The organism is Chryseobacterium sp. SORGH_AS_0447, from assembly GCF_030818695.1.
Classification (GTDB): domain Bacteria; phylum Bacteroidota; class Bacteroidia; order Flavobacteriales; family Weeksellaceae; genus Chryseobacterium.
In genome coordinates, this window is the sequence record NZ_JAUTAR010000001.1 from 2,238,302 (window position 1) to 2,254,917 (window position 16,616).

10 protein-coding genes and 1 tRNA gene are annotated in these 16,616 nt (G+C 40.0%); 6 read left to right on the forward strand and 5 right to left on the reverse strand.

All coding sequences use genetic code 11. The features are described 5' to 3' along the window. Positions 1–612: 612 nt before the first annotated feature. Positions 613–1,695, reverse strand: a complete 1,083-nt coding sequence (locus tag QE422_RS10400) for a hypothetical protein (RefSeq protein WP_307457718.1) — start codon at positions 1,693–1,695, stop codon at positions 613–615. Positions 1,696–1,709: 14 nt separating this feature from the next. Next, positions 1,710–2,444 (reverse strand): DNA-formamidopyrimidine glycosylase family protein, encoded by a 735-nt coding sequence (locus tag QE422_RS10405; RefSeq protein ID WP_307457720.1) that lies wholly within the window; start codon positions 2,442–2,444, stop codon positions 1,710–1,712. Positions 2,445–2,782: 338 nt separating this feature from the next. Between QE422_RS10405 and QE422_RS10410 the strand changes: the two genes are divergently transcribed. The 3 genes from QE422_RS10410 (at position 2,783) to QE422_RS10420 (ending at position 7,944) form a co-directional block, all read left to right on the forward strand. Then, positions 2,783–4,138, forward strand: coding sequence for a deoxyguanosinetriphosphate triphosphohydrolase (locus tag QE422_RS10410; protein WP_307462330.1), 1,356 nt, complete (start codon positions 2,783–2,785; stop codon positions 4,136–4,138). 596 nt (positions 4,139–4,734) lie between these two features. After that, entirely contained in the window at positions 4,735–5,661 is a 927-nt protein-coding gene (locus QE422_RS10415) for an SPFH domain-containing protein (protein ID WP_307457722.1), read from the forward strand. A 264-nt stretch (positions 5,662–5,925) separates the two neighbouring features. Then, on the forward strand, positions 5,926–7,944 hold the full coding sequence (locus QE422_RS10420; protein ID WP_307457724.1) for a DUF3857 domain-containing protein: 2,019 nt from the start codon (positions 5,926–5,928) through the stop codon (positions 7,942–7,944). 504 nt (positions 7,945–8,448) lie between these two features. On the opposite strand, the gene QE422_RS10425 is transcribed toward QE422_RS10420, so the two are convergent. Genes QE422_RS10425 through QE422_RS10435 form a run of 3 tightly spaced genes read right to left on the reverse strand, consistent with a single transcriptional unit; the run spans position 8,449 to position 11,065 of the window. Then, positions 8,449–8,784, reverse strand: a complete 336-nt coding sequence (locus QE422_RS10425) for a DUF962 domain-containing protein (RefSeq protein ID WP_307457725.1) — start codon at positions 8,782–8,784, stop codon at positions 8,449–8,451. A 2-nt stretch (positions 8,785–8,786) separates the two neighbouring features. Beyond that, positions 8,787–9,371: a hypothetical protein gene (locus QE422_RS10430; RefSeq protein WP_307457729.1), complete on the reverse strand. Its 585-nt coding sequence runs from the start codon at positions 9,369–9,371 to the stop codon at positions 8,787–8,789. Positions 9,372–9,394: 23 nt separating this feature from the next. Next, positions 9,395–11,065: an APC family permease gene (locus QE422_RS10435; RefSeq protein WP_307457731.1), complete on the reverse strand. Its 1,671-nt coding sequence runs from the start codon at positions 11,063–11,065 to the stop codon at positions 9,395–9,397. Between the two features lie 250 nt (positions 11,066–11,315). On the opposite strand from QE422_RS10435, the gene QE422_RS10440 reads away from it, so the two are divergent. From QE422_RS10440 to QE422_RS10450, 3 genes are all read left to right on the forward strand, one after another. Beyond that, positions 11,316–14,279 carry a tetratricopeptide repeat protein gene (locus QE422_RS10440; protein ID WP_307457733.1) on the forward strand — a complete coding sequence of 988 codons (2,964 nt, stop codon included), beginning with the start codon at positions 11,316–11,318 and terminating at the stop codon, positions 14,277–14,279. A gap of 89 nt (positions 14,280–14,368) precedes the next feature. Continuing rightward, positions 14,369–16,132, forward strand: coding sequence for a TonB-dependent receptor (locus tag QE422_RS10445; protein ID WP_307457737.1), 1,764 nt, complete (start codon positions 14,369–14,371; stop codon positions 16,130–16,132). A gap of 70 nt (positions 16,133–16,202) precedes the next feature. Continuing rightward, positions 16,203–16,276 (forward strand) — tRNA-Arg (locus QE422_RS10450). Positions 16,277–16,616 lie beyond the last annotated feature (340 nt).

Consider the following 16,616-nt stretch of genomic DNA (forward strand, 5'->3'; position numbering starts at 1 on the left):
GTGTTTTAAGTGGTTTTTATTTACGGTTTGGATAAAAATAGTTTACATTAATTTAATATAAAATTATAAATTTATAAAGGCTTTTGTTGTGTTTTGTGTAAAAAATTATTGATCCTTCAATAATTCCTGCGCTTGCATTTAAAAGTTGATAATACAAAAAAGAAAAAATGCAATACATAATAACATTTTTTGAGACAATATTATATCACTTATTTTTGACTTGTATTAATATTTCATGTTACAAAAACTTATTATTGAACTATTTTAAAATGCTGTTTTAGGAAATAACCTTCGAAAGGTATGGATGATTAAATGTGCTAAGCTTAGAAATAGTCTATATCCTGAATGTTATTTTGATCTGAAAATCAGTTTATTATAAATTTGGTTTTCGTCAGGATTAATCGTGGAGATTTATATTCTCCATGTAAACAGTGAGCAAGCCTCACTCTAAAAAGGTCTGTGTTAAAGCTGTAGAAATCTCCTGTTTATCGGAGATGTGATGATTTATTGCATTAAAAAACTGTACATGATTAGACTGTTTGATTATAGTAGGGAAATCATAAACACAAATCTTATGATGTGCAGAAATCTGAAAACAATCGGAATTAATGGCTATATGTTATAAGTACCGTGTTTTGACAAATTCCATTGTCCATTTTTAAAGACCGCTTCAAAAAATCCGCCTCCTGATCCGCTGGCATAATCGATGAAAAATTTGTTTTTATCCTTATCTCTTTTGATCTTTCCGATATATTCCGGGAACATGCCCAGCCGGTAATCGGATTGAAGCTCGGAACTTTTGTTCTCAGGATAAATAAGGACTTTTACCCTGGTAGGATTTATGCGATGGAAATAATCACAGTCTGAAAAATAGCCGGTAAAAAAATAAGAGTCCTTTGAAAAACCAGATTGCTCATATTTACGATCGATAATCAGGGTATACAAATCTGTAAATTTTGATTTCTCAGATCGGTACAGCGGATTGCTGTCAGTAAAATCAGGAATACCGTCCTGATCGGTGTCTGCTGAATTGGGATTTAATAAAACCTGCTTTTCAAAAAGGTCATTGAAACCGTCGTTATCCGAATCCTTTTTTACGTTTGCAAGATCGATCTCAAAAACAAGCCAGTCTTTCACAGCTTCTTTTTGCGGACCGAAAGGGTAGCCCCAGCTTTTGCTGATCCGGATAAAACTGCCGTAAGCCACCAATTTATTTCCTGAGATAAAATGTTCCGGTTGTTTTTTGCTGAGATGGGTAAATTGGCTTAATCCCAAATAATAGGCATCAGCAGTATTATTTTTCGCTTCAAGAAGCCAGTAGCCGAACATATTCTCGCCGATACCGTAAACAATGCCATTTGTTTCTCCTATATTGATATAATAAAACTGTTCCCCGAAATTTTTGATGAGTTTTGCATAGGTATGATCATATGCTTTGTAGCGTTTTTTATCTTCTGCTTCCGAATGCGATTTCCGGTCATCCTCTATTTCTTCATTATAACTTTTAATATTTTTATTGATTGTAAATTTTATGTGAGAAGGGTTTGCCCGTAGAATTTCCTGTGGCGTATCAAGCCTGAATTCCTTGTACGCTGTCTTTTCTTTTTTATCATTTTCAAAACAGGCATCTTCTTTCCGATCGGTTGTACAGGAAGTCAGTATAAGAATAAAAAGCGGCAAATAAATACGTTTCATGGTTAGTTTTAGTTTCAATAAAGTTTCTGGTCATTTTTACAGAAGAAACTGGTGCGTTTTGTATTGCCGGTTTCCTTTTTAATGATTTCCTCGCCGCATTTCGGACAGTTCTTTTCGTGATAGACCTGGAAATTTTTTTTCAGCACATTTGCTTTTTTCCATTTTTTGAAATCGAAGCTGTAGGTCCGTGCTTCATCAATCATGTCTTTCAGCTTGGAAGGAGGAAGATGACCGATTAACGTTTCGGGATGGATGCCGACTCTGAACAGGGCCTCATTTTTTATGATATTGCCGACTCCGGCAAAGATATCCTGATCCATCAGCGCATCGCAAACCATCATTTTCGGGCGGTCTTTCAGTTTCTTTTTCGCTTTTTCAGGATCCCATGCATCGCTCATTACATCGGCTTCCCAGTCGAGGCCTGCTATAAATTCAGGGTCTACTGGCTTTACGTTGCAGGTGTAAAAATACATCCCGCCGCTTTTAAATTCCAGTCCGAGCTTTAGGGTATGGGGCAGGGTTTTATTCTCCGTCAGGCTGTAGGAACCGAACATCAGCAGGTGGATGCGGATATTGGCTTTGTCGAAAATAAGGAAAGTCTGTTTGCCGAAGGTTTTTACTTCCCGTAAAATGTGGCCTTTGATCTCCGAGGTTTCTGTTATGGAACTTCCTTTTACCTCAATTACTTTTTCACCTGCAAACTTTTGCAGATCTTCTTTCATCAGAACAACCGGAGGACCTTCGGGCATAGCTTTAGATTTTAAATTCCTGGTCTTCAATGAGCGACCGTTTTCCGTTCTTGTATTCAGCAATTATTTTGCCACCGTTCGAACTTTTGAAATGAGGGATGTAAAATGTTGTTTTACGTGAACCCCATTTTAATAATTTCCATTCATTGATAATTTCCAACAATCTCTATTTTCTATAATAAAATCGAAAATTCGACGAAGTTAAATGGCTTGGTGAACCTTAAAAAATAGTGAGTAGGTAAAAACTCTGCGTACTTATTGTTCCAACACCAGAAATTTACCTGATATTCCAATATTTTATCAGAAAAAAATAAAATTTAAAGTATTTTTGAAGCATGATGAACTTAAACCAGATTTTCACGAATCAGCGTACAGGCAATAATCCGCACACCAAAGCTTCCAGAACGGATTTCCAGAGAGATTTCGACCGAATTATTTTCTCATCGGCTTTCAGAAGGCTACAAAATAAGACGCAGGTTTTTCCGCTGCCGGGAAGTGTCTTCGTACACAACCGCCTGACGCATTCGCTGGAAGTTTCATCCGTAGGAAGAAGTCTGGGAAGCGTAATGGGAGAGTTCATCCACGATCAGTTTAAAAATGATTTAACCGAAGACGCAAAAAGCTTTTACCTGCATAATTTAGGAAACGTTATTGCGGCAGGCTGTTTATGCCATGACGTGGGAAACCCGGCGTTCGGACACTCCGGAGAAGATGCGATCGCGAGCTATTTCGAACGGAATGAATCGGATCTGAAGCCGAAATTCAACGAAAAAGAATGGGCGGATCTGGTAAATTTTGAAGGAAATGCCAATGCGATCCGGGTACTGGCCCAGCAGCAGCAGGGGAAGGATGCAGGAGGAATCCAGCTTACCTTTTCGACACTGGCCAGTATTGCGAAATATCCATGTGAAGCCATTGCTAAAAAGAAAGGCATTGTGCACCGTAAGAAATTCGGTTTTTTCCAGAACGAAAAAGATATTTTCCTCGAAATAGCCAAAGAAACCCAGTTGATTTGTGAAAGCGACGAACCGTACATCTTTAGGAGACATCCTTTTGTGTGGCTGGTGGAAGCAGCAGATGACATCTGCTACAACATCATCGATATGGAAGATGCTCACCGTCTGGGAATCGTTTCTACGGCAGATTGCAAAAACCTGTTCTTTGAACTGGTAAAATCCGAAACAGATGACGTCGCGAGAATTGAAAGGAAACTAAGCTCTATTTCTAATGAAAACGAGCAGATTTCGTATTTACGGGCAAAAGTAATCAATGCCCTGATCAATACTTCCATGGAAATGTACAAGCAGAATTTCGAAAAGATTCTGAACGGAAACCTGGATAAAGCGCTGCTTGATCTGTATAAGGATGAAAACAAGTCCCTGCAGGACATCGAAAGCTTTTCTATTGAAAAAATATACAACCACAAGGCAGTTGTGGAGATCGAGAATGCCGGATACAACGTAATGTATGAATTGTTGGATCACTTTATTCCGTCCATTCTCAAATCCAAGGAAGAAAGAAAATCCTACGATACGAAAGCCCTGAAACTGATTCCGAAACAGTTTATCTATGAACATGCAACCGATTATCAGAAAGTATTGGGCGTGATCGACTTCGTTTCCGGAATGACGGATAATTATGCCACCGATCTGTACCGTAAAATCAAAGGAATCGACATCGGAATGACGGTGTAATGGTTAATTTTGCTTCGCAAGTGAATAGTCAATGGTGAATTTATTAATGTTAACGTGTTGGAATTCGCAAAGACGCGAAACGTTTTAAATATTTTGCTTGGAAAAGACGCGAGGGTTTTATCTCTGATTAAGTGGTGTAATCGCTGATTTGAAAAATACAGTGGTTATTACCAGCCGATGTATCCTGAGCTATCATTCGCTGAGAAATAGCTGTACTGAGCTTGTCGAAATACCCTTGCGACCGAAAAATATTCTCAACATTATTAAAATTCTTATGATCACTTCTTTAATCAAGTCAGGACAACTTCAAAATTAACAAGCTTAGCTGATTTACCTTTTATAATTCCAATTAAATTGAAAATTACTTGATTATCAACCAATATATTTAAGGCTATCATTAGCTAAGTGAAACGCCCTTGTGACCGAAAAATATTCTCAATATTATCAAAAAATCTTAGCGATCGTTGCGTTAATCAAACAAAAAATTGACAAGCGAAGCGGATTGACAATTCACCATTGACTCTAAAATTCCTTCTGTTCATTTTATTTTTCAGATGAAAATCCATATCTTACAGCAAACCACTAAAATAAAAATTATGGCGTACGCAGGAATATTGGCCTTTTTCGGTCTTATTATTTTATTTGCTTCATTTTTTACCGTAAAACAGGAATCTGCTGCTATCGTAGAGCGGTTGGGGAAATTTTTAAAGGTGAGCCATGCAGGGCTGCATCTGAAAATCCCGTTTTTGGACCAGATTGCCAAACGGCTGAACCTCAGAATCCAGCAGCTGGATGTCATCATCGATACCAAAACCCTGGACAATGTGTTTATTAAAATGAAAGTTTCCGTACAGTACCAGGTAATCAGGGAAAATGTAAAGGATGCTTATTACCGGCTGGAAAATCCGGAAAACCAGATTACTTCTTATGTATTTGATGTGGTGCGTGCCGAAGTGCCAAAAACAAAGCTGGATGATGTGTTCGTTAGGAAAGACGACATTGCCATTGCCGTAAAAAGTGAGCTTCAGGAGGCCATGCAGAGTTACGGATATGATATCATTAAAGCCCTGGTGACCGATATCGATCCCGATGAGCAGGTAAAGCATGCCATGAACCGGATCAATGCCGCCGAAAGGGAAAAAACCGCCGCCGAATATGAATCGGAAGCCCAGAGAATACGGATCGTCGCCGTAGCCAAAGCGGAAGCGGAATCCAAAAAGCTGCAGGGACAGGGAATTGCAGATCAGAGAAGGGAAATTGCAAAAGGGCTGGAAGAATCGGTGAAAATGCTGAATGCCGCCAACATCAACGCTCAGGAAGCATCGGCCCTGATTGTGGTGACCCAGCATTACGATACCTTAAGTTCCATAGGAGGCAACAACAGAAGCAATCTCGTACTTCTTCCCAATTCACCCACCGCGGCCAGCTCCATGCTGAATGACCTGGTTGTTTCCATGGCCGCTACTCAGAAAATGGACGAATATGTTCCGGTAACGGACCCGACCAAGAAGAAAGATATTTAAATCGTTCTGATTATAAAATAAGCCTGGAAATCATCGGCTGATTAATGATAAAACCGAATGACATCCACTGAAACAATAAGGTAAATTGTTGTTTTTGAATAATGAATTGATCCTTTCCGGCATACCGGAAGGGATTTTTTGTGCAAGAAAAGATGGTAAGACATAAAAAATATCTTCAATTTTTTACTCTTGTTTTTTTGCTATGAAATCCCTAATTTGATCTTTCTTTTTAAAATACCAAATTGTACAATCAGCAATAAGAATATGGATAATCAACTTGAAATCGAAAATTACAGGATCGGAAAGTCGGAAGTTTGGGCAGGAAATAAGGACGATCAGGAACTTCTGGAAAAGCTCAGGGAATCTGAATTTGCCAAACATCAGATCGATCAGGGAAAAGATTTCTGCTATTTTTTAGATAAAAAATACCGCACCGGAAATAATGAAAACAGTGAGTACGTCTGCATGGCTTACACCCTAAACGAGCCTGCTAATCTGGAAAGGGCGTCGGTTTCCGATATTGTAGTCGAAGAAAATGAAGTCTACCATATCCACCGCATCAGCGTAGTGAGGGACGGGGTATTAATCGATAAAATTCCCGACACCAAAATAAAGGTACTCGATAGTGAGAACCAGAGCAGCGGAGGAATCCTGAGCAGCAACAAAAAAATCAATATTACCATAAAGGACCTCAGGCTCAACGATATCCTTATCATGGAAGATTCAAGGGTAAAAGTGTTCAGTGAACGTGATTTCCTGAGAAAGGAATTTGCAAAGTACGTATGGGTAAGCCCTGATAGTTATTGGGCCTACGGAAGCTATACTTTTACCTTCATTAATGATCGTGAACAGAGAATAGCGTGTAAAAAAACGTTCTTCCGTGATGAAGCGGGGAATGTGCTGGATCCGGAAATTCATTATCTGAATAAAGGGGAAGAATTTGTTTTCAGGCTGGAAAATTACATCAATCCTGTGGATGCCAGTCGCGAGATCTTCCCTTATATGGATTTCGCAACAGACAACAGCTGGAGAGAGCTATCCAATTACATCTCGCCGATCTATGACGAAATATTCAGTCAGGCATCATTGCAGGACTTTGCGCCTAACCTAATTGAAAAGCTGGATGCCATCAGGGATCCGGATGAAAAACTACAGTTTGCGATTGAGTATGTTCAGAATAATATTTATTACGTCTTCAATGCAGACGAAATGAACGGACACAAGCCTCAGGAACCTGCCGTTACCTATGAAAACAAACAGGGCGACTGTAAGGCGAAATCCGTTTTGCTGAAAGTGATTCTGGATTACATTGGAGTAGAATCCTCTATCGTCCTTGTGAATTTCCATACCGATTTTTATATTAAATATTATTTGCCTTCATTACTAACGTTCAACCATGCGATTGTCAAAATCAACCATAAAGGAGAGGAGTATTTTGTAGATGCTACCGTACGGGATGAGTTCGGGTTGCTTGAAAACCGGGGATTTATTTATTTTATGCATTACCTCGAGGTACAACCTGACCAGGAACTGAAACAAAGAAAACCATATAAATATCCTTATTTCTGTATCGATGAAAAGGTGGATTTCAACGTACAAGGTAAAACCGGAAATCTGGTTCTTACGACAACCTACAAAGGAAACCGGGCCAATGCCATGAGACGGTATTTCAAGAATACCAATAAAAGGGAAGTGATCGACAGCTGGAATAATTTCCTGTTCTACAGCCTGAATTATTCAAGTGACCGCAACGGAACCGATGTCCGAAGTATTTTTAATGATGCCGTCATTGATATGGTGAGCGACGACAAGAAACTGAACGAGTTTAAAATACAGTATAAAGCTTCCGTGAATAATCCGTATTACACCGATCCGAAAGGAAACCGTTTCCTGATGTACTTCGACAGGAATGTGGTGAAAGCCAGCGCAAGGGATTTTATTCACAAGGACCTTCCGTTCTGGCATAACTTCGACAGCGAAAAATATGAGATCAATCTGTATACGGATCAGAAAATCGACACGGAGGAGAAATATACCATGCAGGAAAGCAATCTTCACAATCCGTATTTTGATTTTTCAAGCCGCAAAAAAGTGACTAAAAACGGAGCTACCGTACAGATTGAATTCAAACCGCTGGTTAATCTTGAGATCCCAAAAGAAGCATTTGAAAAGTTTAGGGCCGATCACCATACCATTGCCGACAGCAACTTCGGATTGGGGATCGATATTATTGAACCTGGGTTTATGAACATGCTGAAGTACAGCTTTAAGAAAATGTTTTAATAGATGCTGGATGCTGGGAGCTGGAAGAGGGGTGATAGGAAACTTGAGTTTAAGGTAGGAGAGGGAAGCAAATTCAATATTAATAATGATTGATAATTGATGATCGATACTTCATCATTAGGTATAGTTTCGGCGGGTTTGCTTGCAAACCCGCCGAAACTTTTTTATCTGCTTTATTTCAAATTTAGAAATGGTAAATTTATTTTAAGTCTGTTAGATATTAAAAAGATAAAATTATCAATAGTGTCGGGCTTCAGCCCGATGTCATCATAACGGGTTTAAAATTTGGCTTTAGCCAAAACCTACTATAATTTGGCTAAAGCCGATCACCATACATCATAAAAAAAATGGGCTAAAGCCCATTTCTATTGATATTATAATTATTTCCTGGATAAATAAAATTTTTTCTAAAGAATAGTAAGAAATCTGTTGATGCAAAAGAATTTATGAAAACGGTCAATCGGAAAACTTCCATTTTCCAGCATCCATCTTCCAGCCCATGATTTACTCAGAAGCTTTTGGTGCCGGAATTCCCCTAAACTTCTGTTTGCCGATCAGGAGTTCAAAGAACAGCCGGAAATCTGAGATCAGAGACCATAATGGATATTTAAAAGTGGCGGGCCTGTTTTTCTCAACGACTGCATGGCTGAACCATGCAAATCCGTAGCCGAAGATCGGGACATACCAGAGGAAGCGTTCTTTTCCGGAAACGATAACATATCCGATCACAAAAAATACCAGCAGTGTTCCGATAAAATGAAAGATCCGGGTTCCCATTTTACTGTGCTCAGTTAAATAAAACTGATAGAATTCGTTAAATGTTTTTATTCTTTTAGCCATGATTATTTGTAATTTAAAGTTCCAATCATAAACGTCTTAGAAGCATTCAATGCCTTTGAGTTTTTAGTTAGTTCCTTTATTACACCTTCATTTCGAATGTAATTAGAATGAATAAAATAAATATCTTTGTTCTCACGGGTAATAAATCCCGTATGGAAATCCAGTCCGACGATATATACCTGGTTTTTATTTTTTCCTAAAATATATTTTTCAAGTTCCTGCCTCCCGGTAAAATACCGCATATCTTTGCAAAGTTTTTTGATCATCACCGATGATGCCTGCTGCGCAAGAAACGTTCTGTTGAGGTCAAAGCCATAATCCGTCAAAATATTTGTTACAAAATATCCGCAGGCAATGCTGCCTTTCCGGGGCTGTCTCGACGTTCCTGCAAATGACCAGGGCGTACCGCGCCAATATTGAGGAATATCTTTATTGATAAAGGTGAAAAAATAATCAGCCTTTTTGCTTCTGCTTTTTTTACCAACTTCCGTCAAAAATTCCTTATATTCTAATCTTCTTTCCGCCGGGTTGGTCTTGGAAATATGGCCGTCTGTTTTCTTACAGCTAATTGAAAAAGAAGCAAACAAAACAACAGGTATTTCATAAGCCGCTAAGCTTTTCCAAGCTTACTGTTCCGGTAGCCGTAGCAGAAATAGATTACCAAACCTACAGCAAACCACAGTCCAAACCAGAACCAGTTGTCATGGCTCATCCCCGTTAAAAGATAAAGGCATGAACTGAGACCGATTAGAGGAATCAGCGATAGGTTTTTAACGAATGTAACCGCACATAGAACAATATTAATCAGGATAAAAAAGAAAATAGAAGCCCTGAATTCACCTTCTTTAGGATCTTTCCAGTCCATCAGCGTATGGAAGAAATCCGGCTGCCAGAAATAGAAGAAGACAATTCCTCCGATGAAGATGACAGGGAAAATAAATTTACCGTTAATATAAGGAAGATGGAACCTGCCTTTGATCTTTTCTTTGGCCGGCAGCATCAAAACGCCTGCGCACACCAGCACAAACGCGAAAATCGTCCCAATACTCGTAAAATCCAGGATAAAACTTTTATCGGTAAACAAAATAGGAATTCCTACTACAATTCCTGTAACCACGGTAGCAAAAGCCGGGGTTTTATATTTAGGATGTACTTCCTGGAATTTCTGCGGCATCAGTCCGTCGCGGCTCATCGCATACCAGATTCTCGGCTGTCCCATCTGGAAAACCAAAAGCACGGTAGTAATGGCTACGATCGCTACAAAAGAAACCACCAGCTCCATCCAGGCAACATTCGCATTGGATTTTTCGAAAATAAAGGACAACGGATCCCCGACACCGTCGAATTTCCTGTAATCCACCATTCCCGTTAAAACAAGGGTTAACGCAATATAGATAAAGGTACACAGCACCAAAGAAATAATCATTCCTTTCGGCAGTGTTTTCTGAGGGTCTTTCGTTTCTTCGGAAAGCACGCTTAATGCATCAAAACCGATATAGGCAAAGAACACGCCGGAAACAGCGCTCATTACCCCTGCAAAACCATTCGGCATAAAGGAAGAAACATGGGTTTCCGGATTCACCGGGGTCCAGTTATCGGTATTGATGTAAGCAAAACCAACCAGGATCACCAAAATAATAACCGCTAATTTAAGAATCACCAGTGCGTTATTGAAATTCTTGCTTTCCTTTACGCCCACATAACACAGCCAGGTAATCAGTCCGTTGATGACCAAAGCGGGAACGTCCACGATAAATTTCAGGCTTCCGATCAACGGTGCATTGGTCCATGCGTTGATCAGTTCTTTATTTTCGGAGCCGTTCATAAAGGCTTTTTTTGCCTCCGTGTAGCTGCAGGTGAGGTAATCCGGGATATGCATGCCCAACCGGTGCAGGAAGCTGGTAAAATAATCCGACCAGGAGAAGGCAACGTAAATATTTCCGAAAGAATATTCCATGATCAGGGCCCAGCCGATGATCCAGGCAATCAGTTCCCCGAAGCTGGCGTATGCATAGGTGTAGGCGGAACCTGCCGTCGGAATCCGGCTCGCGAATTCTGCATAGCAAAGGGCGGTAAACCCGCAGGCAAATCCGCAGATCAAATATAGCAAGATCACCCCGGGACCTCCTCTGAAAACGGCCTCCCCCAAACTGCTGAAACTTCCAGCTCCAATAATGGCCGCAATACCAAAAAATACGATGTCCCAGACCCCCAATACCCGCAGTAAATGAGTGGATGTATCTGTCTCTGAATAGTTTTTCCTTCTAAAAAGTTGATTCATTCAATTCTATATTTGATTCAAGAAAAGCAAATGTAATTATTTCTCGGAAATAATTTTTATTTTCTTAAGGTTTCTTCCCAAGAAAGTTAAGAAGTCTTAAAAAAATATACAGTTATTAACAATGTGTTAAAAGGCTTGTTTATACAATTTCTTTTCAATATTTTCGTTGATAAATTGTGGATAAAAATTCCCGTAATTTTAAATATTTGAACCTGATTTTCAGGCTTTCCCATGTTAAAATTTAAAATTAATGAAATCAAGAAAAATACTTTTAGCGGCTGCTGTAATGTATTTCGGGATCTCCGATGCGCAACAGTCTCAGTACTTTACCCAAAAAGAAAACTACCGGTTCAATTTAGCTGAAAACCTTTACCAGACCAAAATATACAACGCTTCCCAATATGAATATGCCCGACAGTACTTCTATAATGAGCATTTGTCGCGTTCAAGAAAGGAGGCGGCGCAGTTTTTTGATAATGTGATCGGCGTGATCCTGCAGAAAAACCATGCGGAACAGGGCCTGGAAGCTTTTATGAAAGAGTATCCGAATTCAGCCTACTTTGCCCAGGCAAGCTTACCGCTGGCGGATTATTATCTGGCTAAAAAAGATTTTGAAAAGGCATTGGAAACCCTGAAGAAAGTAAATCAATACCAGCTTTCCAAAGAAGAAAATACCCAGTACATCCTGAAGCTGGGATACGCCAAATTTATGATGGGCGATTCTAAAGGAGCCACCGATGCGCTGGAAGAAGCTTACAAAACGGCAGACCAGTCACAGAGGGGAGATATTGCTTATATGCTGGGACACTTATACTACTCAAACAGACAGAATGATAAGGCTTTCCAGTATTTTGATTCCATAAAAGAGGAAGCGAAATACTCTAAGCTGGTGCGTCCTTATTATGTACAGATGTATTATAATGATAAGGATTACGACAAAGCCATCACCGAAGGAACTGCTCTGTTGAACGAAGATATTTCGGACGCTTATAAGGCGGAAGTACACAAGATCATCGGTGAAAGCTACTTCATGAAAAATGATTATACTTCGGCCTATCCACACCTTAAAGATTACCTGAGCGTTCAGCAGAACCCATCGGAAAATGACCTTTATGAAATGGGATTTGTGGCAGCGCAGCTTAAGAAATATGATGAAGCGGTTTCTTATTACAACCAATTGGTAAACAGCAATTCGGCCTTGGCGCAGAATGCGTATTACCAGCTTGGAAACGCTTATCTCGCAGTAGGAAAGAAACAGGAAGCTTTATCGGCGTTCCGTTCGGCCTATCAGATGAATTACGATAAGAAAGTGAAGAAGCTGGCCCATGAGCAGTATGCCAAATTAAGCTATGACATTGGAAACCCTTTTGAAAGTGCGTCCACGGTTATTCAAAATTACATCAACGAAAACCAGAATGAATCCAATGCTCCTGAAATGCGGGCACTTCTGGTGAAATCATACCTGTATTCCGGAAACTACAAAGAAACGCTGAATGCCATCGACCGGCTGCAGAATTCCACTCCGGAAATCAATAAAATCGATCAGGAAGTTTCTTATTTACTGGGAACAGAGGAATTCAACAAGGGAAATTATGATGAAGCGGAACAGTATCTACTGAGAAGTTTGGCTTTTAATATAAATAAAGAATTCAACAACCGGGCTTTATACTGGTTAGGACAGGTGTATTATCAAAAAGGTAATTATCCTTCAGCAATTGCCCGCTATGAAAAGCTACTGAATGAAAACTTCCCTGAAAAGCAACAGCTGCCATATGATCTGGGATATGCTTATTTTAAATCTAAAAAATTCGATGAGGCTGAAAAATATTTCAAACAGTATTTAGCCAACCCGAAGCCGGAATTTAAAAATGATGCGGAACTTCGACTGGCTGACATCAATTATGCCAACAACAATCTGAACGAGGCAATCGCCATCTATGACCGAAACGAAGATGCCACCGATTATACTTTGTATCAAAAGGCAATGGCTTTAGGATTTAAAGGCGATACCCAGGCAAAAATCACCAACCTGAAAAACCTGCTGTCCAAATATCCGGATTCGGATTATTACGACGATGCCCAGTACGAAATCGGTACGGCATATGCGGCCCAGGATGATTTTGGCAATTCCAATGATTATTTTAATAAAGTTATTAAAACTTCTTCTGATAAAGACTTAGTAGCAAATGCTTCTATTTACAGGGCACAGAACTATATCGATCAGAACCAGAGCGATAAAGCACTGGCTGAGCTCAGATCGCTTGCCGAACAATATAAGAACACAGCGTACGCTGAAAAAATCGTCCAGGCTGCCAAACCGATCTTTACGAAAAACGGTGACGTTTCAGGGTACGAAACTTTTGCACGAAATGCAGGGGTCAATATTGATGCTTCAGAAATTGATGAGATCAACTTATCGACAGCGAAACAGTATTTCACGAAGAAAGATTACAAAAACGCAATTTCTTATTATGAGAAATATCTAACCCAGAATCCTACCGGAGAAGGGCTTTACCAGGCGAAATACGAATTGGGAGAAAGCTATTACCAAACGAAAAATACGACAAAAGCCCTGCTTGTTTTGCAGGACGTGGCCAATGTGCCGAACGACTATCAGGATGACGCCCAGACCCGTCTGGCTCAGATTTACACGGCCCAGGGTGATGCCCAGGAAGCTAAAAAATATCTTGAAAACCTGATCAATTCATCGGATGTCAATATCAGGAACTACGCGAATGTAGAGCTAATGAAGGTTTATGCCGATGAAAAGAATTTCTCACAGGCAGAAAAACTGGCAGATGCGGTGATTGCCAACAGCAAAAACTCGGCAGCCGTTATTGAAACGGCTAAAGTGATCAAAGCAAGAAGCCTTATGAATTCAGGGAAAGACAAGGATGCACAGTCGGCTTATGCTGCTCTTGAAAAGTCTTCCAATACGTCGGTAGCGGCGGAATCACTTTATGCAAAAGCGTATTACCAGAATAAAGGAAAAGCGTATAAATCTTCCAACGAAACGATCTTCAAGCTGGCTAACAACTATGCTTCTGAAGAATACTGGGGTGCAAAAGCATTGGTGCTTCTAGCGAAAAATTACATCGGCCTGAAAGATAACTACCAGGCAAGCTACACCTGTGACCAGATCATTGAGAATTACAAAGATTTCCCGGAGATCGTAGCGGAAGCGAAGGAGGTTAAAAAGCAGATTAAAAAGTAAAAGTATAGAATGTACAGCGTAGAATGTAAAAAAGTAAAATGTAGCAATACATGGTACATCCGACATTATACATTAATACCTATAAAAAAATGAACAAAAGAATTCAAATATTATCCCTATTATTTTTAGGAATTTCGTCGGTGGCGTTTTCCCAGATCAAAGAAGAAAAACTGATTCTCAATAAGAAAAGAGAACCAGAAGTAAGAAAGATCGAGAAAAAGAAAACTTCGGTGGAAACCATCAAAAACTATCCGCCGGAAGAAAAATCCCAGAACCCCGTGCAGTATAACATTACCGATGTGCCTGCAGTTTCGGATTTTAAAACGTCCACCATTCAGGGGCAGGATGTTACGCCGAAATTTGAAGGTTCGGCGCAAAATAACTACCTCCAGTTCGGAATGGGGAATTACGGGAAAATCCTCGGTGACGCGAACATTTCAAAAACACTGGAAAACAAAATTGAGGTCGGTGTAGATGCCCACTTCCTTTCCACGCAGGGTCTGAAAAAAGAATACGATTGGGATTCCAAGCAGAGCTCGACGACTTTGGGCGCTTTCCTTAATTCTTACGGCGATAAAGGCAAATTCAACCTGAATGCGGAGTACGGACTGAACAGCTACAATTATTACGGGATTTATGCTTTAAATCCGGGTGATGTGGATCTTGATCAGCGCGTCAACCAATTTAAGGTAAACGGATACTATGATTTTTATTCCAATGAAATCTTAAACGATGTCCGGGTAAAATCTTCATTTTTAAAAGACCATTTCGATGCCCAGGAAAATCAGGCTTCCATATTGGCTAATTTCTCCAAGCATGGCGTAGAGATCGGCAAATCGGGGATTGATCTGAATGCCGATTTAGGAGTGGGACTGGAAACGGTAAAAACTGAATTTGCGATCCGTGATAAAAACAACTCAAACTTTTTCAACACCAGCCTTAGTCCGAAAGTGACTTTCAGAAAAGGCGATTCTTATCTGCGCTTAGGTTCTCAGTTTTCATTCCTGAACGGGAAGAATTCCAATGACCTGATGGCAGAGCAGATGAAGAACAACAAAGCGTACTGGTTCCCGGAAGCGGAATTCCAGTTTGCCGCAGCAGAAGAGTTTAAATTTTACGGAGGGGTAGACGGTGGTCTGAAGATCAATACTTACGCTGATTTGTTGCAGCAGAACCCGTTCCTGCTATCCGACCAGTATTTGAGACCGACGGAAACAAAATACCATTTTTACGTAGGGTTAAGAGGAGACATCGATGAAACTTTCAAATACGACGTTTCCGCAGGCTATGGAAAAATGAGAGACATCATGTTCTTTAAGGCCAACAGCATCTTCGATAACAATTATACGCTCAACCGTTCGGCTTATGATTATGCCAATACCTTCTCTGCAGTATATGATGATGGAAACGTGGGCGACATCAAAGGAAGCCTTCAGTATTTTCCATTGGCGAACCTGATCCTTGACGGAGAGGTAAAATTCACCAAGTTTGACCTGAAAAACTACGAGAATATTTACAATGTTCCGCTACTTACGGCTACAATCGGTGCAAAATATACCATGCTGGATCAAAAATTATTGCTCGGTTTTAAGGGGCTTTTTGCGAGCGACAGAACGACGAATTCCTTTATGATTGAGGGAGTTGGAAGTCCGATGATGTACCAGTCTACCGAGAACACCAACGATAAAGTAGGGGGGTATGCCGATTTAAATTTGTCGGCAGAGTATAAAATTCACAAAAATTTTAGTATTTTCGCACTCGGAAATAATCTTCTGAGCTCAAAATACCAGACGTACAAAGGATACAAGGTTCTCGGTGCACAGATTTTGGGAGGTGTGAAGATTACGTTCTAAATATAATTGATAGATGATGATTGATGAGTGATTACATCGTTTACAATTCATCAATTATCATTTATAAAATGGCTCCGTAGTTCAACTGGATAGAATATTGGATTTCGGCTCCAACGGTTGGGGGTTCGAATCCCTCCGGGGTCACAAGACTGACATTTGAAACTTTAGAAGTTTCATGTCGGTCTTTTTTTTTTGCTTAAAACCTTGTTTGTCAGCAAAATAAACTCGGCTATAGAATTTAATCGGGGTGTTCGAAAAGCTATTCCGTCAAAAAACAGTTTTTCAGGGTACATCGAACACGTTATTGCACGTTTTCCCGTTGTATCAGCCTTTAAATAGAGTTTGATAGATTGCAGATCGTACTAAGGTTAGTTTAACCCATTTGGTGTCGGGACAACTCAGTGCTAATAGGATCAATGCAAAAATCTTCGGATAGAGTGATTGTAAAAAGTCAGGCCGTTCGATGGAAATTACCTAATATGGT

Bases quoted from the DNA above. Each gene is read 5' to 3' on its own strand.
- QE422_RS10415 (WP_307457722.1), top strand. From the start codon at position 4,735: ATGGCGTACGCAGGAATATTGGCCTTTTTCGGTCTTATTATTTTATTT.
- QE422_RS10445 (WP_307457737.1), top strand. From the start codon at position 14,369: ATGAACAAAAGAATTCAAATATTATCCCTATTATTTTTAGGAATTTCG.
- QE422_RS10410 (WP_307462330.1), top strand. From the start codon at position 2,783: ATGAACTTAAACCAGATTTTCACGAATCAGCGTACAGGCAATAATCCG.
- QE422_RS10425 (WP_307457725.1), bottom strand. From the start codon at position 8,784: ATGGCTAAAAGAATAAAAACATTTAACGAATTCTATCAGTTTTATTTA.
- QE422_RS10440 (WP_307457733.1), top strand. From the start codon at position 11,316: ATGAAATCAAGAAAAATACTTTTAGCGGCTGCTGTAATGTATTTCGGG.
- QE422_RS10435 (WP_307457731.1), bottom strand. From the start codon at position 11,065: ATGAATCAACTTTTTAGAAGGAAAAACTATTCAGAGACAGATACATCC.
- QE422_RS10405 (WP_307457720.1), bottom strand. From the start codon at position 2,444: ATGCCCGAAGGTCCTCCGGTTGTTCTGATGAAAGAAGATCTGCAAAAG.
- QE422_RS10420 (WP_307457724.1), top strand. From the start codon at position 5,926: ATGGATAATCAACTTGAAATCGAAAATTACAGGATCGGAAAGTCGGAA.
- QE422_RS10400 (WP_307457718.1), bottom strand. From the start codon at position 1,695: ATGAAACGTATTTATTTGCCGCTTTTTATTCTTATACTGACTTCCTGT.